The sequence below is a fragment of the Pseudomonas sp. P116 genome, from assembly GCF_020149425.1.
Taxonomy (GTDB): Bacteria; Pseudomonadota; Gammaproteobacteria; order Pseudomonadales; family Pseudomonadaceae; genus Aquipseudomonas; species Aquipseudomonas anatoliensis.
Window position 1 is genome coordinate 132,718 of sequence record NZ_JACVHB010000003.1, and the last position, 26,890, is coordinate 159,607.

Here is a 26,890-nt window from a genome sequence, read left to right on the forward strand (position 1 = left end):
TAGGTATTGGGTGTTTTTTGATCACATCTCTGTATGCGGCGGTTTGTATGGCTTACAGAGGATGGCGAACACCTTATCCACAGAAGCGCCAACAGTAATCGGGGGTAACTTTGCCGGATCTGTGGAAAAGCCCTGAAGACTGTACAGAATCAGGGTTTTCGAGGGATTTACCCGAGTTAAATGACGATTAGGTTGTTTTTTGATCAGAACCCCACAGACCATGTTTTACAAGGCTTGTAGCGGATAGCGAACATCTTATCCACAGAAGCGCCAACAGAGATTGGGGGCAACTTATGCGTTCGGCTGGGGAAAAAAGTCCGTAAAAACCGCAACTTAGGCTGGTTGTTTTTTGATCACAGGCTTGCAGGGCTTGATTGGCGTGGGGTGCGGGGATGGACGAACACGTTATCCACAGATCCGCCAACAGGGATTGTGGGTAAGAATTCGCGATCACCTGTAGGAGCTGCGGCACGCTGCGATCTTTTGATCTTGATTTTGAAGATCAAAAGATCGCAGCCTCGTTTTACTCGACAGCTCCTACAGGGGCTTTGCAGGGTGTCAGCGGACAACGCCTTCTTCGATCAGCAGTTTGAGGATGGCTTCGGCGCCGGCTTGCGCCGTGACGCCTTTGAGTACTTGCCCCCCACCGCCACTGGCCTTGGCCGTAGCCGCCTTCATCCGATCAGCGCCACTCTTGGCCTTGATCACTTTCAGACGCTTCGGCCGAGGCTTGGCCGGTTGCAATGTGGCAACAGACAAAAGCTCATCGTCGATGACTTCGACGTCATCCGCCTCCAACAGCCCACGCCGCGCCGGCCCATACGCACTCTGCCTCGGCTTCGGCGCCGCGTTATCCACAGTTGCCAGAAACGGCAGCTTGACCTTCAACCGCCGCCGCTGGCCACGCGGTAGTGCTTGCAGCACCAGCGCCGAGCCATCGTTGATCGACTCGACCTGGGCCAATCCGACTACCAGCGGCCAACCCAACCCTTCGGCCAGCAGGAACGGCAACATGCCCGAGCCCTCGCCGGTTTCTGCCTGGCTCCCCGTCAGCACCACTTGAGCACCGGCCTCTCGCAGGTAAGCCGTCAGCGCCGGCAACGCATCCGCGCCCGCCGGTTGCTCCAACACGTGCATCTGCTCCAGGCCCATGCCCAGATAGGCGCGCAACGCCGGTTCAGCAACGTCGCCGGCGTGCAGCACTTGCAGGTTATCCCCAGCCAGTTGCAAACCCAGTTCCACTGCCCGTGCATCCTGTTCGGCGCGGCGTGGGCGGCCGGAGGTTGGGTGGGCGCCGATTGAAACCAGACTGATGATTTTTGTGTTCATCGCGTTTCCTTAAGCCGCATCGCGCTTGGCGTCGTTGCGGTAGGCCGCTACCGCCGCGATCAAGGCTTGAAGAATTTCTGCGCTCTCGCCAATCACTGACAAGTCCGCACGCTTGATCATGTCGCAACCCGGATCGAGGTTGATCGCCACCACTTTGTCGCAGGCGCCAATGCCTTGCAGATGCTGGATCGCCCCGGAAATCCCCACCGCCACATACACCCGCGCAGTGACCCAGGTACCGGACGCGCCAACCTGACGATCGCGCGCCATGTAGCCGTCGTCCACCGCCACCCGCGAAGCGCCTTCGGTGGCACCCAGAGCGGCGGCGGTTTGGTGAAAAAGCGCCCAGTCCTTGACCCCGTTACCGCCGGAGAAGATGAACTCGGCCTCGGCCATGGGAATCGCCGCCGGGTCCACCGCTACCGCGCCCAGATCCTCGATTCGCGACAAGCTGCGCGCGACGCTTGTGGATAACTCCACGGGCAGCGCTTCGTGACGGCTTTCGCTAACGGGCTCGGCGCACTCGGCCGAAGCCAGAATCAATCGTGCGACCGGACGCGCCAGGTCTTGCAGCCCGGCACCGGCGCGGCCGATGCATTGCTCATCCTTGACCTGCCAGACCCGTGTGGCCGGGCGTTCTCCCAACGCTGCAGCAAAGCGACGGCCGAGTTCACCGCCACCGCTGCGACTGTCCGGCAGCAGCCAGTGACGGGGACTGAACTGGTTATCCACAGCCCGCAAGCCTTGCACCCGTTGTTCCGGTGCATAACCGTTGAATTCCTCACCGTCGAGCACCAGCAAGCGGTCAACGCCGGCAGTGGCAAACGCACTTTCCTTATGTTCACCAAAGACCACGGCCAACACCGCGCCATCCTTGCCGGCCAACTCATGGGCGAGACCCAGCAAGTCGCGGTCGTGGCTGCTCAAGCGGCCACCGACCATGTCCGGCACCACGCTGATATAAAACGCCGGCGCCGGCACCTGATGCAGCGGCAACTGCACTTCCACAGCCGCAGAACGTTTAGTCGCCCCGCCCTGTTGCGCGCCGCTGCGGTCGATACGCTTGATGCCGTTGGGGCCGATAAAACCGATGCCGTGCAGGTTTTTACGGATGACGCCGTTGGGTCCCATCCAGCTGTGTTGCGCCGGTTGCATGGCGGCGTGCAGCGGATGCAGACGGTTGCGGGCGATCCATTCGGCGCGCGGATCGCGGCGGATAATGTCGCTCATCAGTGGGCCTCCGCAGGTTCACGTTTGGCCGGTGTGGTCGGCTTGCTTGGCGCGGCGTCTTCGAGCAGCGCGTCGGCGACCAGTTCGGCAATGTCCTTGATCAGCGGCCGCGGTTCGACCACGCCTTCGAGCATCGCCGTGCACTGTGGACAACCCACGGCCACCAGTTCAGCACCGGTTTCGCGGATGTCGTCCATGCGCATGTCGGGGATACGCTGTTTGCCCGGGATGTCGGTGATCGGCGCGCCGCCACCGCCGCCGCAGCAACGCGAGCGAAAGCCCGAACGCTGCATCTCTTTGACTTCAATACCGAGCGCACGCAGCACTTCACGCGGCGCTTCGTACTCGCCGTTGTAACGGCCGAGATAGCATGGATCGTGATAGGTCACGCTGTTGCCTTTGTGCTGCCCGAGGTTGAGCGCGCCGGCCTCAATGATTTCCGCCATGTAGGTGCTGTGGTGCTGCACCAGGTAGTTGCCGTCGAACGCGCCGTACTCGTTTTTCAGCACATGAAAACTGTGCGGATCACAGGTGACGATGCGGTTGAAGCTGTACTTGGCCAAAGTCTGAATATTGCGTTTGGCGAGCTGCTGAAACGTCGCTTCGTCGCCGAGACGGCGGGCCACGTCGCCGCTGTCACGTTCCTCAAGACCGAGTACGGCGAAGTCGACTTTCGCTGCCTTCAGCACTTTGACGAAGGCGCGCAAGGTGCGCTGGTTGCGCATGTCGAAGGCGCCGTCACCGACCCAGAACAGCACGTCGGTGGATTTCTTTTCGCTCATCAGATTGAGGTTGAGGTCGGCCGCCCAGTTCATCCGCCCGCCCGGTGCGAAACCGCCGGGGTTGTCGGTGGCGATGAGGTTTTCCAGGACTTCAGCGCCCTTGTTTGGGGTCGCGCCTTTTTCCAGAGTGAGGTGGCGGCGCATGTCGACGATGGCATCGACGTGCTCGATCATCATCGGGCACTCCTCGACGCAGGCGCGGCAGGTGGTGCATGACCACAGGGTCTCGGCATCGACCAGACCGTTGACGATCGGTTGATGCGGATTGCCTGAATGCTCGCCGACTGGCTTGCCTGGATAAGGGCTGCCAGCGAACTTGGCATCGGTGCCGCCAGCGAGGCCGACGACCATGTCTTGAATCAGTTTTTTCGGGTTCAGCGGCTGGCCGGCAGCGAACGCCGGGCATGCGGCTTCACACTTGCCGCATTGCACGCAGGCATCGAAGCCGAGCAGTTGATTCCAGGTGAAATCCTTGGGTTTTTCCACACCCAGCGGTGCGGTCGGGTCGTTGAGATCCAAAGGCTTCAGCCCGGTGGAGCGACCGCCGCCAAAACGTTCGGCGCGACGGTGCCAGGCCAGATGCAGGGCGCCAGCGAAGGCGTGCTTCATCGGCCCGCCCCAGGTCATGCCAAAGAGCAATTCCGACACGCCCCACAGCACGCCGATCCCGAGAATGACTGCCAGCAGCCAGCCGCCGAAGTCCTGCGGCAGAATCCCGGCCACCGGCAAGGTCACCAAAAAGAATGACGCCGAGAATGCCAGCAGGCTTTTCGGCAGGCGCATCCACGGGCCTTTCGACAGGCGTGCCGGCGGGTTGCGCCGGCGCAGATAAACGAAGATCGCGCCGACGAACATCACCGCCGACATCAGCAGCAAGGCGTAACCGAGGATGCGGTTATGCAGGCCAAAGCCGTGTACCAGAATCGCCAGCACAATCGACGCCACCGCGCCGCCGGCCGTGGCCACGTGGGTATTGGCGATGTATTTGTCCCGCGCCACCACATGGTGCAAATCGACCATGTAGCGCTTGGGCATGGCGAGCAGGCCGCCGATCAGATCGACCTTCGAGGCCCGGCCCCGACGCCACATCGCCACCCGCCGCAACGCGCCAAGGACAGCGAGGCCCAGGGCTGCGAACAACAGGATTGGAAGAAGGGTGTTCAACATAGGTGTTGCTCCCACCAGTACAGCCAGAAAACACGGTCGATGTAGGAGCTGCCGAAGGCTGCGATCTTTTGATCTGGGTCTTCAATAGCAAGATCAAAAGATCGCAGCCTTCGGCAGCTCCTACAGGGGGATTTAGAAATCCTTGCAGAGGCGCAGGGCGTCGTAGATCGCGGCGTGTGTGTTGCGCTGCGCCACGCAGTCGCCGATGCGGAACAGCAAGTAGCCGTCACCCGTGTTGCTCAGCGATGGCTGCGGCTTGATCGCAAACAACGCATCGATATCGATCTGGCCCTTGTTGCGCGATCCTTCCTTGAGCCCGTAATACAGCTCTTCGTCCGGACGCACGCCGTTTTCCACGACCACCTGATCGACCACCCGCTCCTCTTTGGCACCGGTGTATTCGTTCTCCAACACCGCGATCAGTTTGTCGCCTTCGCGGTAGACCTTCTCCAGCATCATGTCGCCGGTCATGATCACTTCTTTCGGATACATGCTGCGGTAGTAGGTCGGGAACGACGTACCGCCAACAGCCACGCCGGGTTTGATGTCGTCGGTGACGATCTCGACCTGGCTGCCCTTGTCGGCGAGGAAGTCGGCAACCGACATCCCGGTGAACTCGCAAATGGTGTCGTAGACCAGCACGTTCTTGCCCGGCGCAACCTTGCCGTCGAGCACGTCCCAACTGCTGACCACCAGCCCTTCGGCCGCGCCCCAGTGTTCGTTCTGCTCAAGGAACGGATGTCCGCCAACCGCCAGCACCACCACGTCCGGACGCAAATCCATGATCGTGGCGACATCAGCCGCAGTGCCCAGACGCAGGTCGACTTTCAGCCGCGCCAGTTCCAACTGGAACCAGCGGGTAATGCCGGCGATCTGGTCGCGCTGCGGTGCTTTCGATGCGGTAGTGATCTGCCCGCCGATGAATTCTTTTTTCTCGAACAGCGTCACGTCGTGGCCGCGTTCAGCGGACACACGCGCCGCTTCCATCCCGGCCGGGCCGGCACCGACGACCACGACTTTGCGCTTGATGCCGGTGGATTTTTCGATGATGTGCGGCACGCCCATGTATTCCCGGGACGTTGCGGCGTTCTGGATGCACAGCACGTCCAGACCCTGGTATTGACGGTCGATGCAATAGTTGGCGCCGACACACTGTTTGATCTGGTCGATCTGGCCCATCTTGATCTTGGCGATCAGGTGCGGGTCGGCGATGTGCGCGCGGGTCATGCCGACCATATCGACATAACCGCCCTCGAGAATCCGCGTGGCCTGGTTCGGGTCCTTGATGTTCTGCGCATGCAGCACCGGGGCTTTCACCACCTCTTTGATCCCGGCCGCCAAATGCAGAAACGGCTCCGGTGGATAACTCATGTTGGGGATAACGTTGGCCAGGGTGTTGTGAGTGTCGCAACCCGAACCGACCACGCCGATGAAGTCGAGCATGCCGGTGTCGTCGTAGTACTTGGCGATCTGTTTCATGTCCTCGTGGGACAAGCCGTCCGGGTGGAATTCGTCGCCGCACAAGCGGATGCCGACGCAGAAATCGTCGCCGACTTCCTTGCGCACAGCCTTGAGCACTTCCAGACCGAAACGCATGCGGTTCTCGAAACTGCCACCCCATTCATCGGTGCGCTTGTTGACGCGCGGGCTCCAGAACTGGTCGATCATGTGCTGGTGCACGGCGGACAGCTCGACGCCGTCCAGACCACCGGCCTTGGCGCGGCCAGCAGCGGTGGCGTAGTTGCCGATCACCCGCCAGATTTCTTCCGGTTCGATGGTTTTGCAGGTCGCGCGATGCACCGGTTCGCGGATGCCCGACGGCGACAGCAGGGTTGGCCAATGCTCGCCGTCCCAGCGTGAGCGACGGCCCATGTGGGTAATCTGGATCATGATCTTGGCGCCATGCTTGTGCATGGCGTCGGCCAGGTTCTGGAAGTGCGGGATGATCCGGTCGTCCGCCAGGTTCACCGATTTCCACCAGCCTTGCGGACTGTCGATGGCCACGCTGGACGAACCGCCGCAAATCGCCAGGCCGATGCCGCCCTTGGCTTTCTCTTCGTAATACTTGACGTAGCGGTCGGTGGTCATGCCGCCGTCAGTCGCGTAGACCTCGGCGTGCGCGGTGCTGAGCACACGGTTGCGGATGGTCAGTTTGCCGATCTGGATCGGCTGGAACATTGCTTCGAAAGCCATGACGGGTTCCTCGACTTACAACGGCTTGACGGTGAACAAGCCGTCGTCGTGGCCTTCTTCGGAGCCACCGTAGACTTGCTCGGCAACCGTGCGAATCTTGCTGCCGCGAGCTTCAAGAATCTGATCCATCGCGCCGGCAAACCAGCCAGTGAACATGTAGTCGACCTTGCGCCCGACCTTGCCGTAGACGTAGACAAACGCCGAGTGTTCGAGCTTGACGCTGGCGGTGCCTTTGTCGAGGTCGATGTCCTGGATCTTGAACAGACCCCAGCCGCGCTGCGACAGACGTTTCATGTAGTGCTCGAACACCGCGACGCCTTCCAGGCCGTGGCATTCAGCTTCTTTTTCACACCAGTGCCAGGCGGACTTGTAGCCGGCTTTGTAGAGGATCTCGGCGTACGCGTCAGCGCCCAGAACCTCTTCGATGCCCATGTGGTTATTCACAAAGAAGTGGCGTGGCACGTACAGCATCGGCAGGGCGTCAGAGGTCCAGACACCGGTTTCGCTGTCGACTTCGATTGGCAATTGCGGGGCGATCTTGGCCATGGAAACTTAACTCCGGAAAAATTTGGATTCAGTGTTGGCCGCAGCCCAGCCCTCTCCCGCAGGAGAGGGGGCAGTTCGGCGGCGGTCTTGGAAAGCGTTACTCGCCCCAGACGTCTTTCAAGACGTTGACCCAGTTTTCGCCCATGATCTTGCGCACCACACGTTCGGGATGGCCGCGCTTGAGCAGGGTTTCAGTCAGGTTCGGGAACTCGCCGACGGTGCGGATGCCCAGCGGGTTGATGATCTTGCCGAAGCTGGTCAGACGGCGGGCGTAGCCCTTGTCGTGGGTCAGGTATTCGAAAAAGTCCTGGCCGTGGCCCTGAGTGAAATCGGTGCCGATACCGATGGCGTCTTCGCCGACGATGTTCATCACGTATTCAATAGCTTCGGCGTAGTCGTCGATGGTCGAATCGATGCCCTTGGCGAGGAACGGCGCGAACATGGTCACGCCGACGAAACCGCCGTGGTCGGCAATGAATTTGAGTTCTTCATCGGACTTGTTGCGCGGGTGCTCCTTGAGCCCCGACGGCAGGCAGTGGGAGTAGCAGACCGGTTTTTTCGATTCGAGGATGACTTCTTCGGAAGTCTTGGAACCGACGTGGGACAGGTCGCACATGACACCAACGCGGTTCATCTCGGCGACGATCTCGCGACCAAAACCCGACAGCCCGCCATCACGCTCGTAGCAACCGGTGCCGACCAGGTTCTGGGTGTTGTAGCACATCTGCACGATGCCGACGCCGAGCTGCTTGAACACCTCGACATAGCCGATCTGGTCTTCAAACGCGTGAGCATTCTGGAAGCCGAAGAGGATGCCGGTCTTGCCCTGCTCCTTGGCGCGACGGATATCGGCGGTGGTGCGCACCGGCATTACCAGATCGCTGTTCTCGCGGATCAGCTTCTGGCTGGCGGCGATGTTATTGACGGTCGCCTGAAAGCCTTCCCACACCGACACAGTGCAGTTGGCCGCCGTCAGACCGCCCTTGCGCATGTCTTCAAACAGCTCGCGGTTCCATTTGGCAATGATCAGACCGTCGATAACGATGCTGTCGGCGTGTAATTCGGCTGGGCTCATCAGGCGTCCCCTTATTGGCGATTCATGCGCCGAATCGTCTGCCGGCGCTTTGGGGCCAGCATATGCCTCGGTGCAGGGGCGACCGGGTGCAAAAACGACAGGGGAATTGCCGAAAGCGTCAATCCGCGACAAAGGGTCGTCAGGCGGCCCGACCAGCCACCTGTTCAAGCCCGCAAGCTTGAGCCAGAATCCCCGCATCTTGGATACACCACTGGATGAGAGCGGCGACCTCAATGAAATCGATCTTCCTGGCCCTGGCACTGATTGCGACCGGCGTACACGCCGCCGAAGAGTCCGACAACAACCCGTGCGACGCAGTCGAAAACGACGTGCAGACCCTGGAGTGCTCGACCTACAGCCGCACCGCGGCCGAAGACCTGCTCAAGGACAACTACGCCAGCCTCACCGAACGCATGCAGACCGCGTACGGCAAAAACCCGACGCAACTGGCTGACATCACCGCCAAACTCAAGACTGCCCAGCAGCAATGGCTGAAGACGCGGGATGCGGATTGCGCGGTAGAAGCCTTCCCGGCGACGGATGGCAGTAAGGCGTTCAAAATTGCACAGAACGATTGCGTGGCCCGGATGAGTGATGAACGGTCGGAGTTTTTGGAGTCGATTGGGCAGGAGTGATCCTGACTCCTCGCAACATGCCGTCAAACGTTGCTGATTGGTTTCGCGAGAAATATAAGCAAGGATCCTAAAATCTTATAAAAGACTTATATTTCTCCGACCATGACAATGTCCAAAGACATCCAAATCATCAATGATGCCGAGGGCAAACCCGCCTTCGTGGTCATTCCCTATGCGCAATACGTCGCACAGAAAATGCAGCCGGATCTGATCCCGCACGAGGTGGTCAGTCGATTGGTCGACGGGGCGACACCAATCCGCGCCTGGCGCGAACATCTCAATCTGACACAGGAAGACGTGGCCAAGCGCCTGGGTATTTCCCAACCGGCGTTCGCTCAACAAGAAACGGTAGCGAAGCCACGCAAGGCAACCCGCGAGAAAATTGCAGCAGCGTTCGGCATCACGGCCAGTCAGCTTGAGCTGTAGGCAGCCCTCTTCATTCAAAGGAATTCCCATGAACATCTGCGGCATTGAAATCAAAGGCAGCGAAGCGATCATCGCCGTGGCCGCTCTCGACGGTTCGACCCTGAGCCACATCCCTCTCGCCACCAAGAAAATCGCCCTCGACGATGACGACGAGGCAGCCAACGTCAAACGCTTCGCCGCGCAGGTCGCGTCGTTTGTACGCGAAAATTCGATTGACCGGATTGCGATCAAGAAGCGCAGCAAGAAGGGTGAGTTTGCCGGTGGGCCGACGACGTTCAAGATCGAGGGTGTGTTTCAGTTGCTCGATGGGTGTGAGGTGACGCTGCTGTCGCCGCAGACGATTAATGCGCAGGCGAAGAAGCATAATTTCGAGCTGCCGGGGACGTTGAACAAATATCAGCATGAGGCTTACAAGGCCGCTTGCTCAGCGCTGGTGAAGAAGTAAGCAAACAGCAAGATCAAAAGATCGCAGCCTTCGGCAGCTCCTACAGGGGATCTCATGTAGGAGCTGCCGAAGGCTGCGATCTTTTGATTTTCAAGCTTGGGCAGTACGCCGGTCTTCTCGCGGACAGCGTGCGAACTTCGCCCTATAGCTACGGGTGAAATATGACGGTGATTCAAACCCGCAGGCGATGCTTACTTCGAGCACGCTCATATCCGTCTGGCGCAACAACTGCCGAGCCTTCTCCAGCCTTAAGCGCAGATAGAAATTGCTCGGCGTATCGTTCAGATGCAGCCGAAACAACCGCTCCAGTTGTCGCCGCGTGACTTTGATCGATTCCGCCAGTTGCAGCGTGCTCAGCGGCGGTTCGCTGTGCTGTTCCATCTCGCCAATCACCTGCACCAGTTTCTTGTTGCTGATGCCATAACGCGTGGCGACCTCCATGCGCTGGTGGTCTTTGCGCGGGCGGATGCGGCCTAACACAAATTGCTCGCTGACCTGGATCGCCAGTTGCGGGCCGTGGGCCTGGGCGATCAGATCGAGCATTAAATCGATGGAAGCGGTGCCACCGGCCGAGGTGATGCGCCGCCGGTCAATCTCGAACAGTTCCTGCGTCACGCTGAGCTGTGGATAAGATTCCTTGAACGCGTCGATCGCCTCCCAATGCAGGGTCAGGCGATGGCCCTCGAGCAGGCCCGCCTCGGCGAGGACGAAGCTGCCGGTGTCGATGGCGCCGAGGGTGACGCCTTCGTTATCCAGTCGGCGCAGCCAATGCTCGAGCGTCGGCGTGGCGAATTTCAGCGGTTCGAATCCGGCGACCACCAACAGCGTCGCACCCTTCTTCAGCGGCTCCAGCGCCGCATCGGCGTTGACCGACATGCCATTGCTCGCCAGCACTGCCCCGCCATCGGCGCTGAGCACGTGCCAGCGGTACAGCTCGCCGCGAAAACGGTTGGCCACCCGCAGCGGTTCGATCGCGGAGATAAAGCCGATCGCGGAAAACCCCGGCATCAGCAAAAAGTAGAAATCCTGGGACATGGGCGCACTCGGTTGGCGGGTAGCGTGAGATGTTGATACGCCGTTTGTCATCGTCGTTCAAGAGTGCAGGTCGCTACAGTGCAAGTGCCAGTCGCCGTAGTGCGCTTTCACGGGCGCATTGCTGCGTAACTTTGCATCACCGACGCATCAGACGCCGGAACCCACAATAAACGACCTGCCGAGGAACCCGACATGAAACGACTGATCAGCAGCTGTGTTCTTGCACTCAGCGGTACCGCTTTCTTGAGCGCCAGTGTCATGGCGGCCGAACCCGCGTCTTGCCAGAACGTACGCATGGGCGTGGTCAACTGGACCGACGTGATCGCTACCAGCGCCATGACCCAGGTCCTGCTCGACGGCCTCGGCTACAACACCAAACAAACCAGCGCGTCCCAGCAAATCATCTTCGCAGGGATCCGCGATCAGCGCCTGGACCTGTTCCTCGGCTACTGGAACCCGCTGATGACCCAGACCATCACTCCGTTCGTCGACGCCAATCAGGTCAAAGTCCTCGAAGCGCCAAGCCTCAAAGACGCCCGCGCCACGCTCGCCGTACCGACTTACCTGGCTGACAAGGGTCTGAAAACTTTCGCCGACATCGCCAAATTCGAGAAAGAACTGGGCGGCAAGATTTACGGCATCGAGCCAGGCTCGGGCGCCAACACGCAGATCAAGGCAATGATCGCCAAGAATCAGTTCGGCCTGGGCAAATTCCAACTGGTCGAATCAAGCGAGGCCGGCATGCTCGCGGCGGTTGATCGCGCCGTGCGCCGCAAAGAGGCTGTGGTGTTCTTCGGCTGGGCGCCGCACCCGATGAACGTCAACGTGAAGATGACTTACCTCACTGGCAGCGAAGACGCCCTCGGCCCGAACGAAGGTATGGCCACCGTATGGACGGTAACGTCGCCCAAATACGCCGAACAGTGTCCGAACATCGGTCGGCTGCTGACCAACCTGACGTACACCGCCGAAGACGAGAGCCGGATGATGCAACCGCTGCTCGATCACAAGGACGCGTTCGAATCCGCCAGGCAATGGCTCAAGGATCACCCGCAAGACAAACAGCGCTGGCTCGAAGGTGTGACCACTTTCGACGGCAAACCGGCGGCTGAAAACCTGAAACTGACCAGCCAGTAAATCACCCCTGAATCATCGCTTCGCAGCCCGACAAGGGCTGCGGACAGACCCATCACGCCTGAAGGAAACCGCCTCATGAACCACGACGTCATCATCACCTGCGCACTCACCGGTGCTGGCGACACGACCGCCCGCAGCCCGCACGTGCCGGTCACCCCGAAACAGATCGCCGCTGCAGCGGTGGAAGCCGCCAAGGCTGGCGCGACGGTCGTGCATTGCCATGTGCGCGATCCGCAGACCGGCAAGTTCAGCCGCGACGTGGCGCTGTACCGCGAAGTGATGGAGCGGATCCGCGAGGCCGACGTCGACATCATCGTCAACCTCACGGCCGGCATGGGTGGCGACCTGGAAATCGGCGCTGGCGAGAACCCGATGGAGTTCGGCCCGAACACCGATCTGGTCGGCCCGCTGACCCGCCTCGCTCATGTCGAAGAACTGCTGCCGGAAATCTGCACCCTCGACTGCGGCACGCTGAACTTCGGCGACGGCGACACCATTTACGTCTCCACCCCGGCGCAACTGCGCGCGGGTGCCAAACGCATCACCGAACTGGGCGTGAAAGCCGAACTGGAAATTTTCGACACCGGCCACCTGTGGTTCGCCAAGCAGATGATCAAGGAGGGTCTGCTCGACAACCCGTTGTTTCAGCTGTGCCTGGGCATCCCGTGGGGCGCGCCGGCCGACACCACCACCATGAAAGCCATGGTCGATAACCTGCCGGCAGACGCAGTGTGGGCCGGGTTCGGCATTGGCCGGATGCAGATGCCGATGGCCGCGCAAGCGGTGCTGCTCGGTGGCAACGTGCGGGTCGGCCTGGAAGACAATCTGTGGCTGGACAAGGGTGTGTTGGCGACCAACGGCCAACTGGTCGAACGCGCCACCGAAATCCTCAGCCGCCTCGGCGCCCGCGTGCTGCCCCCGGCTGAAGGCCGCCACAAGATGGGCCTGACCCAGCGCCGCTAAACCTACACACAATCTCTCCTGTAGGAGCTGCCGAAGGCTGCGATCTTTTGATCTTGTTTCTAACAATCAAAGTCAAAAGATCGCAGCCTTCGGCAGCTCCTACAGGGATCGCCTTCTTTCAGGAAAAACCCTATGAGCTTTATCACCGAAATCAAAACCTTCGCCGCTCTGGGCAGCGGTGTCATCGGCAGCGGCTGGGTCGCGCGTGCCCTTGCCCATGGCCTCGACGTGGTCGCCTGGGACCCGGCGCCCGGCGCTGAAGCGGCACTGCGCAAACGCGTCGCCAACGCCTGGGGTGCACTGGAAAAAAACGGTCTGGCACCGGGTGCATCACAGGATCGCCTGCGTTTTGTCGCGACCATCGAAGAATGCGTGCGCGATGCCGATTTCATTCAGGAAAGCGCTCCGGAACGTCTGGAACTGAAACTGGAATTGCACAGCAAAATCAGCGCATCCGCCAAGCCGAACGCGTTAATCGGTTCCAGCACTTCAGGCCTGCTGCCGAGCGAGTTTTACGAGAGCTCGACCCACCCGGAACGCTGTGTGGTCGGCCATCCGTTCAATCCGGTCTACCTGCTGCCGTTGGTGGAAGTGGTCGGCGGCAAGAACACCGCGCCTGAGGCCGTGCAAGCGGCGATGAAAGTCTACGAATCCCTCGGCATGCGTCCGCTGCATGTGCGCAAGGAAGTGCCTGGATTCATCGCCGACCGCTTGCTTGAAGCGCTGTGGCGCGAGGCGCTGCACCTGGTCAACGATGGCGTGGCGACTACGGGTGAGATCGACGATGCGATCCGCTTTGGCGCGGGTCTGCGCTGGTCGTTCATGGGCACGTTCCTGACTTACACGCTGGCCGGTGGTGATGCCGGGATGCGCCACTTCATGTCGCAATTCGGCCCGGCCTTGCAGTTGCCGTGGACCTATCTGCCGGCGCCGGAGCTGACCGACAAGTTGATTGATGACGTGGTCGATGGCACCAGCGAGCAGCTTGGCGAACGTAGCATTTCGGCACTGGAGCGCTATCGTGATGATTGTTTGTTGGCGGTGCTTGAGGCGGTCAGGACTACCAAGGAAAAGCATGGGATGAGTTTCAGCGAGTGATGCGTTTGGCATGACAATGCAGCCCTCACCCTAGCCCTCTCCCAGAGGTAGAGGGGACTGACCGAGGTGCTCTTGCGAGTTACGCCGACTTGCACCACCGAGCCGAACTCAAGTTTTGAATTGCATAAAGATCGGCTCCCTTTCCCCCTCGCCCCCCTGGGGGAGAGGGCTGGGGGGAGGGGGTAGCTTTTGATCCTGAAGACCATCCAACAGCCCGGAACCCAATCATGCCCACCCTCACCACCTACCAAACCCGCATCATCCCCGACTGGGTCGACTACAACGGCCACCTGCGCGATGCCTTCTACCTGCTGATTTTCAGCTACGCCACCGATGCCCTGATGGATCGCCTCGGCATGGACAGCAACAACCGCGAAGTCAGCGGCCACTCGCTGTTTACCCTCGAACTGCACCTCAACTACCTGCACGAAGTGAAGCTCGATACCGACGTCGAAGTGCACACGCAAATCATCGGCCACGACAGCAAACGCCTGCACCTCTATCACAGCCTGCACAAAGTCGGCGATCCCCAGGAACTGGCCGGCAACGAGCAAATGTTGCTCCATGTTGATCTTGCCGGCCCACGCTCGGCACCGTTCACCCCCGACACGCTGAATCACCTGCAAGCCATGGTCGCCGCGCAAACCGATCTGCCCGCCGCCGCTTACATCGGCCGCGTCATCGCTCTGCCGCCTGCCAGATAGACCGGGTTATCGTCTATCGCGGGCAAGCCCGCGATGGCGTCCGCAAAAGCAACTCAGACTTCCTGATTCACAGCCAAAAAAAAGCCCCGATCCAGCCGTGACTGGATCGGGGCAGAGGCTACTGTTGAGGAGCTGCGATGCGAGGGTGACCAAACCTTCGTGTTGCAAGCTGAGTCCAGTGTGCCTACTCCCCTGCACTCCGAGTTAGCCGAAAACGACCTGTTCATAGCCGTCGCGGCCACTGCGACAAATCGCTCTTGCCGTCACTTCACCCGCCTACCAGAATCGAACCACGACCTCCGTTGCCGAAGAAGGATTCGCCTCATGATGTATGCCGACTTGATTGATCAGGAAGACCTGCTGGGACAGCTCAAGGCATTGGGATTTCAGGTGCCGAGTGGCTCCACGGCCGAGCAGGCTTGTGAGTGCGCGGTGCGCGGCCTGGATAATGTCAGGGCATCCGAGCTGCGCAAGATGGTCAAGGACATGTACACCAGTGGCGCAAGCATTCAACCGGCGGTGCGTCAGGCCATCGACAAACAGTTGCTGCCAGCGTTGGCAGACTATCAGCAAAGCCATAGCGCCTGACAGGCCGCCATCGCTGGCAAGCCAGCTCCCACAGTGATCCGGGTGAACACAACATTTGTGTCCAACACAGATCCTGTGGGAGCTGGCTTGCCAGCGATGAAAGCGCCTCGGTCTACAGCCTTACACTGGCAAACGTCGACTCATTGCGCGCCTGGCTCAGCGCCGACATCGGCCCCGACAGCGGCGACATTACAATCGCCTGCGGCAGCGGCAGCATCGCCACTTGCTGGGTGGTGTTGGAGCCTACGCGTTCGTCACGCGGCGGAATGCCGAAGTATTCGCGGTAGCACTTGGAGAAGTGCGGCGTCGACACGAAACCACACACCGATGCCACTTCGATGATCGACATCGGCGTCTGCTTGAGCAACTGCCGGGCGCGAATCAGGCGCAGCTTGAGGTAGTAGCGCGACGGCGAGCAGTGCAGGTATTTCTGAAACAGGCGCTCGAGCTGCCGACGCGACACGGCGACGTACACCGCCAGTTCATCGAGGTCAATTGGCTCTTCCAGATTGGCTTCCATCAGCGCGACGATTTCCTGCAGTTTCGGCTGATTGGTGCCGAGCATGTGCTTGAGCGGCACGCGCTGGTGATCCTGCTCGTTGCGGATACGCTCGTAGACGAACATTTCCGAGATCGCGGCGGAGAGTTCACGGCCGTGATCGCGGCTGATCAGGTGCAGCATCATGTCCAGCGGCGCGGTGCCGCCGGAGCTGGTGAAACGGTTGCGGTCGAGTGTGAACAAGCGGGTGCTCATCGCCACGCGCGGGAAAGCTTCCTGCATAGCCGCCAGACATTCCCAATGCACACTGCAATCGAAACCGTCGAGCAGGCCGGCGCAGGCCAGGGCCCAACTGCCGGTGCACACGGCACCCAGGCGCTTGGACTGACGCGCCTGGCTTTGCAGCCACGAAACGTGTTCACGGGTAACGGTGCGCTGGATGCCGATGCCACCGCAAACAATCACGGTGTCCAGCGGCGGCGCTTTGTGCATGGAGGCGTCGGGGGTGATTTGCAGACCGTCACTGGCCCACACCTGGCCGCCATCGACGGTGAGGGTGCTCCAGCGATACAGCTCGCGACCGGACAATTGGTTGGCCATGCGCAGAGGTTCTACTGCGGAGGCCAGAGAAATCAGCGTGAAATTGTCCAGCAGCAGAAAGCCGATGGATTGAGGCGCACGGTTCTGGGGTTGGGCCCCGGAGTTGAACGACGTCATCGCGGTATCTCCTCACACAAAGCGGGTGATGGCCTCAGGCGGAGGCTCTTGTTATTGCCGGCGCTCTCGCAAGGGAGGCGGGCTTTGTTATGACAGAGCAATTGCCATGCCTAAAATTGAATGGCCGTTCAATAACTCCTGAAAACGACGTCGCGACGTGTCTATTCGAGACGTCCGACAAAAGGTATTTCGAAGTGCCATCAACGCCAGTGAAAGCTCTGCCCCGTTGCGTGTGAGCATATCGGTAGCACTTGTGGGAACTGGCCTGCGCGCGGTTGCTGCGCAGTGTCACCGCACGCACGGGTGACGGGCGGTAGCAGGCGCTGGTACGCGTCACGGGGCAGGAATGCTCTTATCTGATTACGACGCGCTAAAAGGTGGCGCGCCGGGTTGGAAGTGTTCCGTTAGCGAGCAGTTTTGACTGGTCTGACTCTCCACCCTTTTCCAAATCAAACATAAATCCTGTGGCGAGGGGATTTATCCCCGATCGGCTGCGCAGCAGTCGTAAACCCATTCACCGCGGTGTGTCAGGCAAAACTCGATTGCAGGACTTGGGGCCGCTTCGCAGCCCATCGGGGATAAATCCCCTCGCCACAGGGCAACTCGGTATCAGCATTCAACCGCGCTGACCGCCAAGCCACCGCGCGACGTCTCTTTATATTTGTCATGCATATCCGCGCCGGTATCACGCATGGTGCGGATCACCCGGTCCAGCGAGATAAAGTGCTGCCCGTCACCACGCAGCGCCATCTGCGCGGCGTTGATTGCTTTCACCGCCGCAATTGCATTGCGCTCGATGCACGGCACTTGCACCAGACCACCCACCGGATCGCACGTTAGCCCAAGGTTGTGTTCCAGGCCTATCTCCGCCGCATTGCACAGTTGCTCGGGTGTCGCGCCAAGAATCTCCGCCAGCCCCGCCGCCGCCATCGCGCACGCCGAACCGACTTCGCCCTGACAGCCAACTTCTGCGCCAGAGATCGAAGCATTCTTCTTGCACAGAATCCCCACTGCCGCCGCGCTGAGTAAGTAGTCAACGACATTGGCGTCAGTCACCGCCTCGCTGAACTTCATAAAGTAGTGCAATACCGCCGGTATGATCCCCGCCGCGCCATTGGTCGGCGCCGTGACCATGCGCCCGCCCGCAGCGTTCTCTTCATTCACGGCGAGGGCGAACAGGTTGACCCACTCCATCGCGCTCAGTGTCGAGCCAATCACATTGGGCTTGCCCAGCTCCTGCAAGCTGCGATGCAATTTCGCCGCACGCCGACGCACATTCAAACCGCCGGGCAAGATGCCCTCGTGCTTCAAGCCCTGCTCGACGCAATCCTGCATCGCCCGCCACAGCTTCATCAGCCCGGCACGGATTTCTTCCTCACTGCGCCAGACTTTTTCGTTGGCCAGCATCAGTTCGGCGACACGCAGGTTGTGCTTCTTGCACAGCTCCAGCAGCTCGACGGCGCTGGAAAAGTCATAAGGCAATTCGGTGCGATCCAGATCAACCACACCGCTGGACGCCTGCGCCTCATCCACGACAAATCCGCCACCGACCGAATAGTAGGTGTCGCGATGCAACTCGCCGTGATCGCCTTCGGCAACCAGGGTCATGGCGTTGGGATGGAACGGCAGGTTTTCCTCGATCAGGCGCATGTCGCGGGCCCAGACAAACGGCACCGACAAGCGACCATCCAGAAGGAGTGTGTGGGTTTCACGCAGGGCCTGGATGCGCGGGCCGATCTGCGACGGATCGATTGCGTCCGGCCACTCGCCCATCAGGCCCATGATCACCGCGTTGTCGCTGCCGTGTCCGATACCCGTGGCCGACAGCGAACCGAAAAGCTGAACCTCAATGCGCCGCACCTGTTCCAACTGATGCCTGTCGCGCAGCGATTCGACAAACAATGCCGCCGCGCGCATTGGCCCGACGGTGTGGGAACTGGAAGGGCCGATGCCGATTTTGAACAGGTCGAAAACGCTGATAGCCATTGCTGCAGAGCTCCTGAGAATGCTGATCCGGGGCGTGAAGCGCCCGCTGGCGGAGCTGCTACGCTCAAGCTGCGATCCGCCGGAATGCCCGCATCATCAGGCTTTTGATAGCTCGTACGGCGTCTGGCACCGACGCACTCATGCTCACTAACGCCGCGCCGGTTTTCCCGCTCATTTGCGCCGTTTTTATGCAGTTCAGATGGCCAGACAGGGCAGAAAAAAGCTGTAAACGACGTCACTGACACTGGATGCGACCATCCCTGTACTGGATACGACCCCCCCTGTAGGCGTCAGATTTTCACTGGTACATGATCGTTATGACTCGATTGCAAGGCGACGTGGTAGAGCTGTCTCCAGAACGCCATCCAACCGCAACCCATAAGTGCGGTGGTCCAGTCGGAACACTGCCAAAAAAAACACCAAGGAGTCCATCCATGAAAGGTTCCCCGTCGTTGTTGTTGGCCGCCATGCTGAGTCTGCCGTTACTGGCGCAAGCTGCAGAACCGGCACAGTGCAGTACCGTGAATTTCTCCGATGTTGGCTGGACCGACATCACCGCCACCACCGCTACCACCTCCGTCGTCCTCAACGCCCTCGGCTACAAGACCAAGACCACCATGATCTCCGTGCCCGTGACCTACAAGTCGCTGGCCGACGGCAAGAACATGGACGTATTCCTCGGCAACTGGATGCCGACCATGGAAAACGACATCAAGGCCTACCGCGACGCCGGCACCGTGGAAACCGTGCGCACCAACCTCACCGGCGCCAAGTACACCCTCGCCGTGCCGCAAGCCTTGTATGACAAAGGTCTGCATGACTTCGCCGACATCGCCAAATTCAAGAAAGAACTCGACGGCAAGATTTACGGCATCGAGCCTGGCAACGACGGCAACCGTCTGATCCAGAGCATGATCGACAAGGACGCCTTCGGCCTGAAAACCGCCGGTTTCAAAGTCGTCGAATCGTCTGAAGCGGGCATGCTCTCGCAGGTCGACCGGGCTTCGCGCCGTGGCACCGAAGTGGTGTTCCTCGGCTGGGCGCCGCACCCGATGAACAAGCGCTTCAAGATTCAATACCTGACCGGCGGCGACGAGTTCTTCGGCCCCGATTTCGGTGCGGCCACCGTAGCGACCAACACCCGCAAGGGTTACGCCACGGAATGCAGCAACGTCGGTCAGTTGCTGAAGAATCTGGAATTCACCGTCGACATGGAAAGCGAACTGATGGGCAACATCCTCGACGACAAGATGAAGCCTGACGCAGCCGCCAAGGCCTGGCTGAAAAAGAATCCACAGGTGCTCGATACCTGGCTCGGTGGCGTGACCACCATTGACGGTAAGCCTGGCCTGGAGGCCGTGAAAGCCAAGTTAGCCCAGTAATCGCTTATGCCGGGCGGTTCAGGCCGCCCGGGCTGTTTATTTCCTTGCATGCGGACGTTCACTACCATGCTGATTGATCAGAAAATACCTTTAGGCCAGTACATCGCGGCATTCGTTGAATGGTTGACGCAACACGGCGCCAACACCTTCGACGCAATCGCCGTGACGCTGGAAACGATGATCCACGGCGTGACGTTTGCGCTGACCTGGTTCAACCCGCTGGTCTTGATCGGCCTCATCGCCCTGATTGCGCATCTGATCCAGCGCAAATGGGGACTTACCGCTTTTGTCGTCGCTTCGTTTCTGCTGATCCTCAATCTGGGGTACTGGCAGGAAACCATGGAAACCCTCGCCCAGGTGTTGTTCGCCACCTTTGTCTGCGTGCTGATCGGTGTGCCGCTGGGCATCATTGCTGCGCACAAGCCGATGTTCTATACGGTGATGCGTCCGGTACTCGATCTGATGCAGACCGTACCGACCTTCGTTTACCTCATTCCTACCCTGACCCTCTTCGGGCTGGGTGTGGTGCCGGGCCTGATCTCCACGGTGGTGTTCGCCATCGCGGCGCCGATCCGCCTGACCTACCTGGGCATCCGCGATGTCCCGCAAGAACTGATGGACGCCGGCAAGGCCTTCGGCTGCTCGCGTCGCCAATTGCTCTCACGGATCGAACTGCCTCACGCCATGCCGAGCATCGCTGCCGGCATCACCCAGTGCATCATGCTGTCGTTGTCGATGGTGGTGATCGCGGCACTGGTGGGCGCCGACGGACTCGGCAAACCGGTGGTCAACGCACTGAACACTGCTGATATCGCCCTGGGCTTCGAAGCGGGCCTGGCGATCGTACTGCTGGCGATCATGCTCGACCGTATCTGCAAACAACCCGACGCCAAAGTAGGGGGTGACGCATGAGCATTATTCGCTTCGAAGACGTCGACGTAATCTTCTCCAAGGATCCGCGCGAGGCGCTCAAGCTGCTGGATCAGGGCATGACCCGCAACGAGATCCTGAAAAAGACCGGGCAAATCGTTGGTGTGGAAAAAGCCACGCTGGACATCAACAAAGGCGAAATCTGCGTGCTGATGGGCCTCTCGGGTTCCGGCAAGTCGAGCCTGCTGCGCTGCATCAACGGCCTCAACACCGTGAGCCGCGGCAAGCTGTTCGTCGAGCATGAAAACCGCCAGATCGACATCGCCTCCTGCACGCCCGCCGAACTGAAAATGATGCGCACCAAACGCATCGCCATGGTGTTTCAGAAGTTCGCTTTGATGCCTTGGCTGACGGTGCGCGAGAACATCAGTTTCGGTCTGGAAATGCAGGGTCGCCCGGAGAAGGAACGCAAGAAACTGGTCGATGAAAAACTCGAACTGGTGGGCCTGACCCAATGGCGCAACAAGAAGCCTGACGAACTCTCCGGCGGTATGCAGCAACGTGTGGGCCTGGCCCGGGCGCTGGCCATGGACGCTGACATTCTATTGATGGACGAACCGTTCTCGGCACTCGACCCGTTGATCCGCCAGGGTTTGCAGGATGAACTGCTGGAGCTGCAACGCAAGCTCAACAAGACCATCGTGTTTGTGAGTCACGACCTTGATGAGGCGCTCAAACTGGGTAGCCGCATCGCGATCATGAAGGACGGCCGGATCATCCAGTACAGCGTGCCGGAAGAGATTGTGCTGAACCCGGCGGACGACTATGTGCGCACCTTCGTCGCGCACACCAATCCGCTTAACGTGCTGTGCGGTCGCAGCCTGATGCGCACGCTGGACAAGTGCAAACGCATCAACGGCTCGGTCTGCCTCGATCCGGGCGGCGATTCGTGGCTGGACCTGGCCGAAGGCAACACCATCAAAGGCGCGCGACAGAACGGCGCGGCCCTCGACTTGCAGAATTGGGCACCGGGGCAAGCCGTCGAAGGGCTGGAGCGCCGGCCGACGCTGGTGGATTCGAATATCGGCATGCGTGATGCGTTGCAGATTCGTTACCAGACCGGCAACAAACTGGTGCTGCACGATAACAATCATGTGGTGGGGATCCTGGGCGACAGCGAGCTGTATCACGCGTTGCTGGGCAAGAACCTGGGGTAAGCCCCGCAGACACAAAAACGCCGCGAGAGGATCGCGGCGTTTTTGTTTGAGTGAAGATCAAAAGATCGCAGCCTTCGGCAGCTCCTACAGGGGAATGCGATCAATGTAGGAGCTGCCGAAGGCTGCGATCTTTCAAAGGATGCAACGCGGTGCTTCAGACAGAAACACCGCCTCCTTCATTACTTAGCTGTACACCCGGCCAAGGAGCTGCCGATGGCTTTCAAACTGATCGAGCACATCCCGCGTGATCTGATCCTGCGTGAAGCCCATCAGGTCGTAATCCTGGCTGCCGTTGTGCAGGTACACCTCAGCGCGGTAGTAGCGCTGGCGCGCCTCTTCAGAGTCCACAGATTCAGTCGGCGTCGCGAGGTAACCTTCCAGGCTCACTTCATAAACGAAAGGGTTACCCTCTTCCATCTCGATGCGCACGCCCATGCAACGCTTGGATTTACCCAGCAGCGTCTGCACTTCCAGACCCTGCGCACGCATTTGCGCGGCCGCGTCTTCCAGCGCCGGGCTGACTTGCTTGTCCATGAACCGCTGAACCACCGATTGACTCGGTTGCAAATCCAGTTGCGTCAGACGCTCACTGAAACCACGACGACCACGCTCGGCCAGTTGCGCTTGCTCCTGTTCGATCTGCACGTCCTGGCGCATCGCCTTGTGCAGGCCGAACATGAAGAACACCAGCACCACCGAGAACGGCAGACCGGCCAGCACGACCATGGTTTGCATTGCTTCGAAGTTACCGGCAAACAGCAGACCGATGGTCACCAGCGTGATAATGGCCGACCAGAAAATCCGCAGCCAGTGCGGCGCATCTTCGTCAACGTTGCCGCCCTTGCACGAAAGATTGGCCATCATCACCGCACCGGAATCGGCCGGGGTCAGGAACAGTACAAAACCCACGAAGATCGAAACACCAATGACAATCTTCGACGCCGGGTAATGCTCAAGCAGCTGATAGATCGCCATCGACGGCTGTTCCAGCGCCGTCTTGCCGAGTTCCACCGCCCCATGGTTCATCACCAGATCCAGCGCCGAGTTACCGAAGATCGACAACCAGGCCAGCGTGAAGCCCAGCGGAATCAGCAGCACACCGGCGACCAGTTCACGCACGGTCCGGCCACGGGAAATCCGCGCGATGAACATGCCGACGAATGGCGCCCAGGAAATCCACCACGCCCAGTAGAACAGCGTCCACAGGCCCATCCAGCGTTCGGTTTTCTCGGCGCTGCCTTCATACACGTAAAGGTCGAAGGTTTTCAGCACGATGCCGTTGAGGTAGTCGCCGACGTTCTGCACGAAGCCGTTGAGCAGGTGCAAGGTCGGGCCGAACAGCAGCACGAAAATCAGCAGACCGCTGAACAGCACGATGTTCAGGTTGGACAGACGACGGATGCCGTTCTCCACACCCGACACAGCCGCGATGGTCGCCACGGTGCTCATCACAATGATCACGATCAGCAGGTTGGTGTTGCTGTGTTCCATGCCGAACAGGTTTTCAAGGCCCGACGACACTTGCAGCGAACCAATCCCCAGGTTGGTCACCAGACCCAAAAGGGTCACGAACATGCCGAAGCCGTCTACCGCATGACCGGCCGCACCTTTGACCCAACGCTCACCGACCAGCGGATACAGCGCCGAACGCAGTGCCAGCGGCTGGTTATGACGATAAGCAAAGTACGCCACGGCCAGACCGACCAGTGCATAGATCGCCCAGCCGTGCAGGCCCCAATGCAGGAAAGTCAGCTGTACAGCCTGACGCGCCGCCATGTTGGAGCCGGCAGTGCCTTCCGGCGGATTGAAATAGTGGTCCAGCGGCTCGGAGGCGCCGAAGTACAACAGCGAAATACCGATACCCGACGAGAACAGCATCCCCGCCCAGGCGCCGTAACTGAAATCCGGGGTGTCGTCCTTGCTGCCCAGTTTGAGTTTGCCGTAGGAAGAAAACGCCAGGCCCACCACAAACACCAGGTAAGCGGCGATCACCACCATGTAGTACCAGCCGAAGCTGCGCGACAACCAGGCCTGAGCCACACTCAACATCCTGCCGGCCTCTTGCGGGGCGATGATCAGAATGGCGGTCAACAACAGAATCAGCGCGGTAGAGGTGTAAAACACCCAACCGTTGACCGTCACCTTCTCGGGCGGGGTCTTTATTAGCGAGGCAGAACTCATGGCACAAATGCTCCAGGCAGTGCGAGAGAAGAACACAAGGCAACACGGAACCCGACCAATCGGTTAGTTGGCAGCCGACCGGCGGGTGATATAAAGACACCCCGAAAAAAGCCCGAACCTGCCGAAATGGCGCTGCGAATCGCTTTCGTGGCCGAAGGTGTCCGGACGTTCATCCGAAACCTGGCCCCGAGCGTCTTGCCCTTTCAACACGTCCTTCGAATCGCGAACCGCGCCATGCCCCATACAGGTTTCAAGCATTTTCGGATGTCGGTTTTATCGCCACATACACGTAGGAAAAAGCTGTAGGCAGCGACGATTTGTCGCAGATCTTATTCTTTGTTGATTGAACGTTCAATCAAAACAAAATAGACTGGCCCTCAATCCGATAAGCGTTATTCGCCCGTCGGAAGGCCTAAGGAGATGTGCAAGATGCCCAAGGTCGGTATGCAACCCATCCGCCGCCAACAACTGATCGAAGCCACTTTGCAGGCGGTCGATCAGGTCGGAATGGGGGACGCCAGCATTGCGCTGATCGCCCGTTTGGCCGGTGTCTCGAATGGCATCATCAGTCACTATTTTCAGGACAAGAATGGCCTGATTGCCGCCACGATGCGGTATCTGATGACCGCCCTCAGCGAGAGTGTCACCGCACGTCGTCAGGCGTTGGCAGATGACAGCCCACGGGCGCATCTGCAGGTGATCATCGAAGGCAACTTCGACGCCAGCCAGGTCAATGGCCCGGCAATGAAAACCTGGTTGGCCTTTTGGGCCACCAGCATGCACCAGCCGTCTTTGCACAGGTTGCAGCGGATCAACGATCACCGCTTGTATTCCAACCTGTGCTGCCAGTTCCGCCGTGTGTTGCCGCTCGAAGATGCGCGCAGCGCCGCCCGCGGTCTGGCAGCCCTCATTGACGGGTTGTGGTTGCGCGGCGCGCTGTCGGGAGACGCTTTCGACACCGCGCAGGCGCAACAGATCGCTTACGAATACATGGATTTCCAATTGGCCAAGCAGGTGAGCTAGAGCACTCGAAAAAAGCTCGGCCCCTGAACTGTCACCGACCAGCGATGCCACAGCTACATGGCTCACCCGGTGACCAACGCCAACCACTTATGCACTTGCGAGGACACTATGGCCCGTTTCGAACTGCAAAAACTCTACATCGATGGCGCTTACTCCGACGCCTCCAGCGACGCCACCTTCGAAGCCATCAACCCGGCGAACGGTGAAGTCCTCGCACAAGTACAACGTGCGACCAAAGAAGACGTCGAGCGCGCTGTCGTCAGCGCCGAAAAGGGCCAGAAAATCTGGGCCGCGATGACCGCCATGGAGCGTTCGCGCATCCTGCGTCGTGCCGTCGACATCCTGCGCGAGCGCAACGATGAACTGGCTGCTCTGGAAACCCTGGACACCGGCAAAGCCTTCTCCGAAACCAAGTACGTCGACATCGTCACCGGCGCCGACGTGCTGGAATACTACGCAGGCCTGGTTCCCGCCATCGAAGGCGAGCAGATCCCGCTGCGTGACACCGCATTCGTTTACACCCGTCGCGAGCCGCTGGGCGTTGTTGCCGGTATCGGCGCGTGGAACTACCCGATCCAGATCGCCCTGTGGAAATCCGCTCCAGCGCTGGCCGCCGGTAACGCGATGATCTTCAAGCCAAGCGAAGTCACCTCGCTGACTACCCTGAAACTGGCTGAAATCTACACCGCAGCCGGCGTTCCGGATGGCGTGTTCAACGTACTGACCGGCAGTGGCCGTGAAGTCGGCACCTGGCTGACCGAGCACCCGCGCATCGAGAAAATCTCGTTCACCGGCGGCACCGACACCGGCAAGAAAGTCATGGCCAGCGCTTCGGCATCGTCCCTCAAAGACGTGACCATGGAACTGGGCGGCAAATCCCCGCTGATCATCTTCGACGACGCCGACCTCGATCGCGCCGCCGACACTGCGATGATGGCCAACTTCTACAGCTCCGGTCAGGTCTGCACCAACGGTACTCGCGTGTTCGTGCCGAGCCACCTGAAAGCCGCTTTCGAAGCCAAGATCGTTGAGCGCGTTGCGCGCATCCGCATCGGCAACCCGGAAGACGAAAACACCAACTTCGGTCCACTGGTGAGCTTCGCGCACATGGAAAGCGTGCTGGGCTACATCGCCAAGGGTAAAGAACAAGGTGCCCGCGTGCTGTGTGGCGGCGAGCGTCTGACCGACGGCGAATTCGCCAAAGGCGCGTTCGTGGCACCAACCGTGTTCACCGACTGCACCGACGACATGACCATCGTTCGTGAAGAAATCTTTGGCCCGGTCATGGCGATCCTGTCTTACGAGACCGAAGAAGAAGTGATCCGCCGCGCCAACGACACCGACTTCGGCCTGGCCGCCGGTATCGTCACCAAAGACCTGAACCGCGCACACCGCGTGATTCATCAGCTCGAAGCCGGTATCTGCTGGATCAACGCCTGGGGCGAGTCCGACGCAAAAATGCCGGTCGGCGGTTACAAGCAGTCGGGTGTTGGCCGTGAAAACGGGATCAGCTCGCTGAACAACTTCACCCGCATCAAATCGGTACAGGTCGAGCTGGGCGATTACGTCTCGGTGTTCTGATCTGACTCAGAGTCTGGATGGGGCCTTTGTGGCGAGGGATTCATCCCCGCTGGGCTGCGAAGCAGCCCCCCTCCAGACACT

General features: G+C 59.9%; 23 protein-coding genes. 13 read left to right on the top strand and 10 right to left on the bottom strand.

The genetic code is table 11. The features are described from left to right. Positions 1-558 precede the first annotated feature (558 nt). From ICA15_RS11020 to ICA15_RS11045, 6 genes are all read right to left on the bottom strand, one after another. On the bottom strand, positions 559-1,329 hold the full coding sequence (locus ICA15_RS11020; RefSeq protein WP_150601893.1) for an electron transfer flavoprotein subunit beta: 771 nt from the start codon (positions 1,327-1,329) through the stop codon (positions 559-561). A gap of 9 nt (positions 1,330-1,338) precedes the next feature. Beyond that, positions 1,339-2,559 carry an electron transfer flavoprotein subunit alpha/FixB family protein gene (locus ICA15_RS11025; protein WP_210553505.1) on the bottom strand — a complete coding sequence of 407 codons (1,221 nt, stop codon included), beginning with the start codon at positions 2,557-2,559 and terminating at the stop codon, positions 1,339-1,341. Continuing rightward, positions 2,559-4,508, bottom strand: coding sequence for a dimethylglycine demethylation protein DgcB (gene dgcB, locus ICA15_RS11030; RefSeq protein WP_150617787.1), 1,950 nt, complete (start codon positions 4,506-4,508; stop codon positions 2,559-2,561). Before dgcB ends, ICA15_RS11025 begins: the two co-directional genes overlap by 1 nt. Before the next feature lie 132 nt (positions 4,509-4,640). After that, on the bottom strand, positions 4,641-6,701 hold the full coding sequence (gene dgcA, locus ICA15_RS11035; protein WP_210553504.1) for an NADH:flavin oxidoreductase: 2,061 nt from the start codon (positions 6,699-6,701) through the stop codon (positions 4,641-4,643). Between the two features lie 15 nt (positions 6,702-6,716). Then, entirely contained in the window at positions 6,717-7,247 is a 531-nt protein-coding gene (locus tag ICA15_RS11040; RefSeq protein WP_005792152.1) for a DUF5943 domain-containing protein, read from the bottom strand. Positions 7,248-7,344: 97 nt separating this feature from the next. Next, positions 7,345-8,322: a dipeptidase gene (locus ICA15_RS11045; RefSeq protein ID WP_034153590.1), complete on the bottom strand. Its 978-nt coding sequence runs from the start codon at positions 8,320-8,322 to the stop codon at positions 7,345-7,347. A gap of 233 nt (positions 8,323-8,555) precedes the next feature. Between ICA15_RS11045 and ICA15_RS11050 the strand changes: the two genes are divergently transcribed. The 3 genes from ICA15_RS11050 (at position 8,556) to ICA15_RS11060 (ending at position 9,828) form a co-directional block, all read left to right on the top strand. After that, positions 8,556-8,957, top strand: coding sequence for a lysozyme inhibitor LprI family protein (locus ICA15_RS11050; protein ID WP_210553503.1), 402 nt, complete (start codon positions 8,556-8,558; stop codon positions 8,955-8,957). Positions 8,958-9,059: 102 nt separating this feature from the next. Then, positions 9,060-9,383 carry a helix-turn-helix domain-containing protein gene (locus ICA15_RS11055; protein ID WP_210553502.1) on the top strand — a complete coding sequence of 108 codons (324 nt, stop codon included), beginning with the start codon at positions 9,060-9,062 and terminating at the stop codon, positions 9,381-9,383. 28 nt (positions 9,384-9,411) lie between these two features. Beyond that, the gene (locus ICA15_RS11060; protein ID WP_150593657.1) at positions 9,412-9,828 is read left to right on the top strand and encodes a DUF3010 family protein; all 417 of its coding nucleotides are present in this window, start codon (positions 9,412-9,414) and stop codon (positions 9,826-9,828) included. A gap of 90 nt (positions 9,829-9,918) precedes the next feature. Here the strand turns inward: ICA15_RS11060 and ICA15_RS11065 are convergent, their stop codons facing one another. Then, a complete protein-coding gene (locus ICA15_RS11065) occupies positions 9,919-10,863 on the bottom strand; it encodes a GlxA family transcriptional regulator (protein ID WP_042561464.1) in 945 nt (314 codons plus the stop codon). Positions 10,864-11,055: 192 nt separating this feature from the next. On the opposite strand from ICA15_RS11065, the gene ICA15_RS11070 reads away from it, so the two are divergent. The 5 genes from ICA15_RS11070 to ICA15_RS11090 all read left to right on the top strand — a co-directional run bounded on the left by ICA15_RS11070 (position 11,056) and on the right by ICA15_RS11090 (position 15,353). Continuing rightward, positions 11,056-12,000 carry a choline ABC transporter substrate-binding protein gene (locus tag ICA15_RS11070; RefSeq protein WP_210553501.1) on the top strand — a complete coding sequence of 315 codons (945 nt, stop codon included), beginning with the start codon at positions 11,056-11,058 and terminating at the stop codon, positions 11,998-12,000. A gap of 75 nt (positions 12,001-12,075) precedes the next feature. Continuing rightward, the gene (locus tag ICA15_RS11075) at positions 12,076-12,963 is read left to right on the top strand and encodes a 3-keto-5-aminohexanoate cleavage protein (protein WP_210553500.1); all 888 of its coding nucleotides are present in this window, start codon (positions 12,076-12,078) and stop codon (positions 12,961-12,963) included. 132 nt (positions 12,964-13,095) lie between these two features. Next, positions 13,096-14,061: an L-carnitine dehydrogenase gene (locus tag ICA15_RS11080; RefSeq protein WP_115147146.1), complete on the top strand. Its 966-nt coding sequence runs from the start codon at positions 13,096-13,098 to the stop codon at positions 14,059-14,061. 227 nt (positions 14,062-14,288) lie between these two features. Beyond that, on the top strand, positions 14,289-14,765 hold the full coding sequence (locus ICA15_RS11085) for a thioesterase family protein (RefSeq protein ID WP_210553499.1): 477 nt from the start codon (positions 14,289-14,291) through the stop codon (positions 14,763-14,765). 324 nt (positions 14,766-15,089) lie between these two features. After that, on the top strand, positions 15,090-15,353 hold the full coding sequence (locus tag ICA15_RS11090) for a hypothetical protein (protein ID WP_042561469.1): 264 nt from the start codon (positions 15,090-15,092) through the stop codon (positions 15,351-15,353). A gap of 112 nt (positions 15,354-15,465) precedes the next feature. On the opposite strand, the gene ICA15_RS11095 is transcribed toward ICA15_RS11090, so the two are convergent. Both ICA15_RS11095 and ICA15_RS11100 read right to left on the bottom strand, forming a co-directional pair. Then, a complete protein-coding gene (locus ICA15_RS11095; RefSeq protein WP_007949927.1) occupies positions 15,466-16,569 on the bottom strand; it encodes a GlxA family transcriptional regulator in 1,104 nt (367 codons plus the stop codon). A gap of 609 nt (positions 16,570-17,178) precedes the next feature. Further along, on the bottom strand, positions 17,179-18,555 hold the full coding sequence (locus tag ICA15_RS11100; protein WP_150601907.1) for an L-serine ammonia-lyase: 1,377 nt from the start codon (positions 18,553-18,555) through the stop codon (positions 17,179-17,181). A 434-nt stretch (positions 18,556-18,989) separates the two neighbouring features. Between ICA15_RS11100 and ICA15_RS11105 the strand changes: the two genes are divergently transcribed. The 3 genes from ICA15_RS11105 (at position 18,990) to choV (ending at position 22,024) form a co-directional block, all read left to right on the top strand. Beyond that, entirely contained in the window at positions 18,990-19,937 is a 948-nt protein-coding gene (locus tag ICA15_RS11105) for a choline ABC transporter substrate-binding protein (RefSeq protein WP_210553498.1), read from the top strand. Between the two features lie 66 nt (positions 19,938-20,003). Further along, complete coding sequence (choW, locus tag ICA15_RS11110; protein WP_042561472.1) at positions 20,004-20,849, top strand: choline ABC transporter permease subunit; 846 nt, start codon at positions 20,004-20,006, stop codon at positions 20,847-20,849. After that, on the top strand, positions 20,846-22,024 hold the full coding sequence (gene choV / locus ICA15_RS11115; protein ID WP_042561473.1) for a choline ABC transporter ATP-binding protein: 1,179 nt from the start codon (positions 20,846-20,848) through the stop codon (positions 22,022-22,024). Before choW ends, choV begins: the two co-directional genes overlap by 4 nt. A gap of 183 nt (positions 22,025-22,207) precedes the next feature. Here the strand turns inward: choV and betT are convergent, their stop codons facing one another. Beyond that, the gene (gene betT / locus ICA15_RS11120) at positions 22,208-24,205 is read right to left on the bottom strand and encodes a choline BCCT transporter BetT (protein ID WP_150617796.1); all 1,998 of its coding nucleotides are present in this window, start codon (positions 24,203-24,205) and stop codon (positions 22,208-22,210) included. Between the two features lie 429 nt (positions 24,206-24,634). Here betT and betI point away from each other — a divergent pair, with 429 nt between their 5' ends. Both betI and betB read left to right on the top strand, forming a co-directional pair. Next, complete coding sequence (betI, locus tag ICA15_RS11125) at positions 24,635-25,228, top strand: transcriptional regulator BetI (RefSeq protein WP_042561476.1); 594 nt, start codon at positions 24,635-24,637, stop codon at positions 25,226-25,228. Positions 25,229-25,336: 108 nt separating this feature from the next. Continuing rightward, the gene (betB, locus tag ICA15_RS11130; RefSeq protein WP_150617797.1) at positions 25,337-26,809 is read left to right on the top strand and encodes a betaine-aldehyde dehydrogenase; all 1,473 of its coding nucleotides are present in this window, start codon (positions 25,337-25,339) and stop codon (positions 26,807-26,809) included. Positions 26,810-26,890: the final 81 nt, after the last annotated feature.

What these genes read in the sequence shown, in the direction of transcription:
- ICA15_RS11090 (WP_042561469.1), top strand. Translation starts at nt 15,090, where the DNA reads ATGATGTATGCCGACTTGATTGATCAGGAAGACCTGCTGGGACAGCTC.
- dgcB (WP_150617787.1), bottom strand. Translation starts at nt 4,508, where the DNA reads ATGTTGAACACCCTTCTTCCAATCCTGTTGTTCGCAGCCCTGGGCCTC.
- ICA15_RS11045 (WP_034153590.1), bottom strand. Translation starts at nt 8,322, where the DNA reads ATGAGCCCAGCCGAATTACACGCCGACAGCATCGTTATCGACGGTCTG.
- ICA15_RS11105 (WP_210553498.1), top strand. Translation starts at nt 18,990, where the DNA reads ATGAAAGGTTCCCCGTCGTTGTTGTTGGCCGCCATGCTGAGTCTGCCG.
- betB (WP_150617797.1), top strand. Translation starts at nt 25,337, where the DNA reads ATGGCCCGTTTCGAACTGCAAAAACTCTACATCGATGGCGCTTACTCC.
- ICA15_RS11070 (WP_210553501.1), top strand. Translation starts at nt 11,056, where the DNA reads ATGAAACGACTGATCAGCAGCTGTGTTCTTGCACTCAGCGGTACCGCT.
- betT (WP_150617796.1), bottom strand. Translation starts at nt 24,205, where the DNA reads ATGAGTTCTGCCTCGCTAATAAAGACCCCGCCCGAGAAGGTGACGGTC.
- ICA15_RS11065 (WP_042561464.1), bottom strand. Translation starts at nt 10,863, where the DNA reads ATGTCCCAGGATTTCTACTTTTTGCTGATGCCGGGGTTTTCCGCGATC.
- ICA15_RS11050 (WP_210553503.1), top strand. Translation starts at nt 8,556, where the DNA reads ATGAAATCGATCTTCCTGGCCCTGGCACTGATTGCGACCGGCGTACAC.
- ICA15_RS11025 (WP_210553505.1), bottom strand. Translation starts at nt 2,559, where the DNA reads ATGAGCGACATTATCCGCCGCGATCCGCGCGCCGAATGGATCGCCCGC.
- ICA15_RS11020 (WP_150601893.1), bottom strand. Translation starts at nt 1,329, where the DNA reads ATGAACACAAAAATCATCAGTCTGGTTTCAATCGGCGCCCACCCAACC.
- ICA15_RS11085 (WP_210553499.1), top strand. Translation starts at nt 14,289, where the DNA reads ATGCCCACCCTCACCACCTACCAAACCCGCATCATCCCCGACTGGGTC.
- choV (WP_042561473.1), top strand. Translation starts at nt 20,846, where the DNA reads ATGAGCATTATTCGCTTCGAAGACGTCGACGTAATCTTCTCCAAGGAT.
- ICA15_RS11075 (WP_210553500.1), top strand. Translation starts at nt 12,076, where the DNA reads ATGAACCACGACGTCATCATCACCTGCGCACTCACCGGTGCTGGCGAC.
- ICA15_RS11040 (WP_005792152.1), bottom strand. Translation starts at nt 7,247, where the DNA reads ATGGCCAAGATCGCCCCGCAATTGCCAATCGAAGTCGACAGCGAAACC.
- ICA15_RS11080 (WP_115147146.1), top strand. Translation starts at nt 13,096, where the DNA reads ATGAGCTTTATCACCGAAATCAAAACCTTCGCCGCTCTGGGCAGCGGT.
- choW (WP_042561472.1), top strand. Translation starts at nt 20,004, where the DNA reads ATGCTGATTGATCAGAAAATACCTTTAGGCCAGTACATCGCGGCATTC.
- ICA15_RS11055 (WP_210553502.1), top strand. Translation starts at nt 9,060, where the DNA reads ATGACAATGTCCAAAGACATCCAAATCATCAATGATGCCGAGGGCAAA.
- betI (WP_042561476.1), top strand. Translation starts at nt 24,635, where the DNA reads ATGCCCAAGGTCGGTATGCAACCCATCCGCCGCCAACAACTGATCGAA.
- ICA15_RS11100 (WP_150601907.1), bottom strand. Translation starts at nt 18,555, where the DNA reads ATGGCTATCAGCGTTTTCGACCTGTTCAAAATCGGCATCGGCCCTTCC.
- ICA15_RS11060 (WP_150593657.1), top strand. Translation starts at nt 9,412, where the DNA reads ATGAACATCTGCGGCATTGAAATCAAAGGCAGCGAAGCGATCATCGCC.
- ICA15_RS11095 (WP_007949927.1), bottom strand. Translation starts at nt 16,569, where the DNA reads ATGACGTCGTTCAACTCCGGGGCCCAACCCCAGAACCGTGCGCCTCAA.
- dgcA (WP_210553504.1), bottom strand. Translation starts at nt 6,701, where the DNA reads ATGGCTTTCGAAGCAATGTTCCAGCCGATCCAGATCGGCAAACTGACC.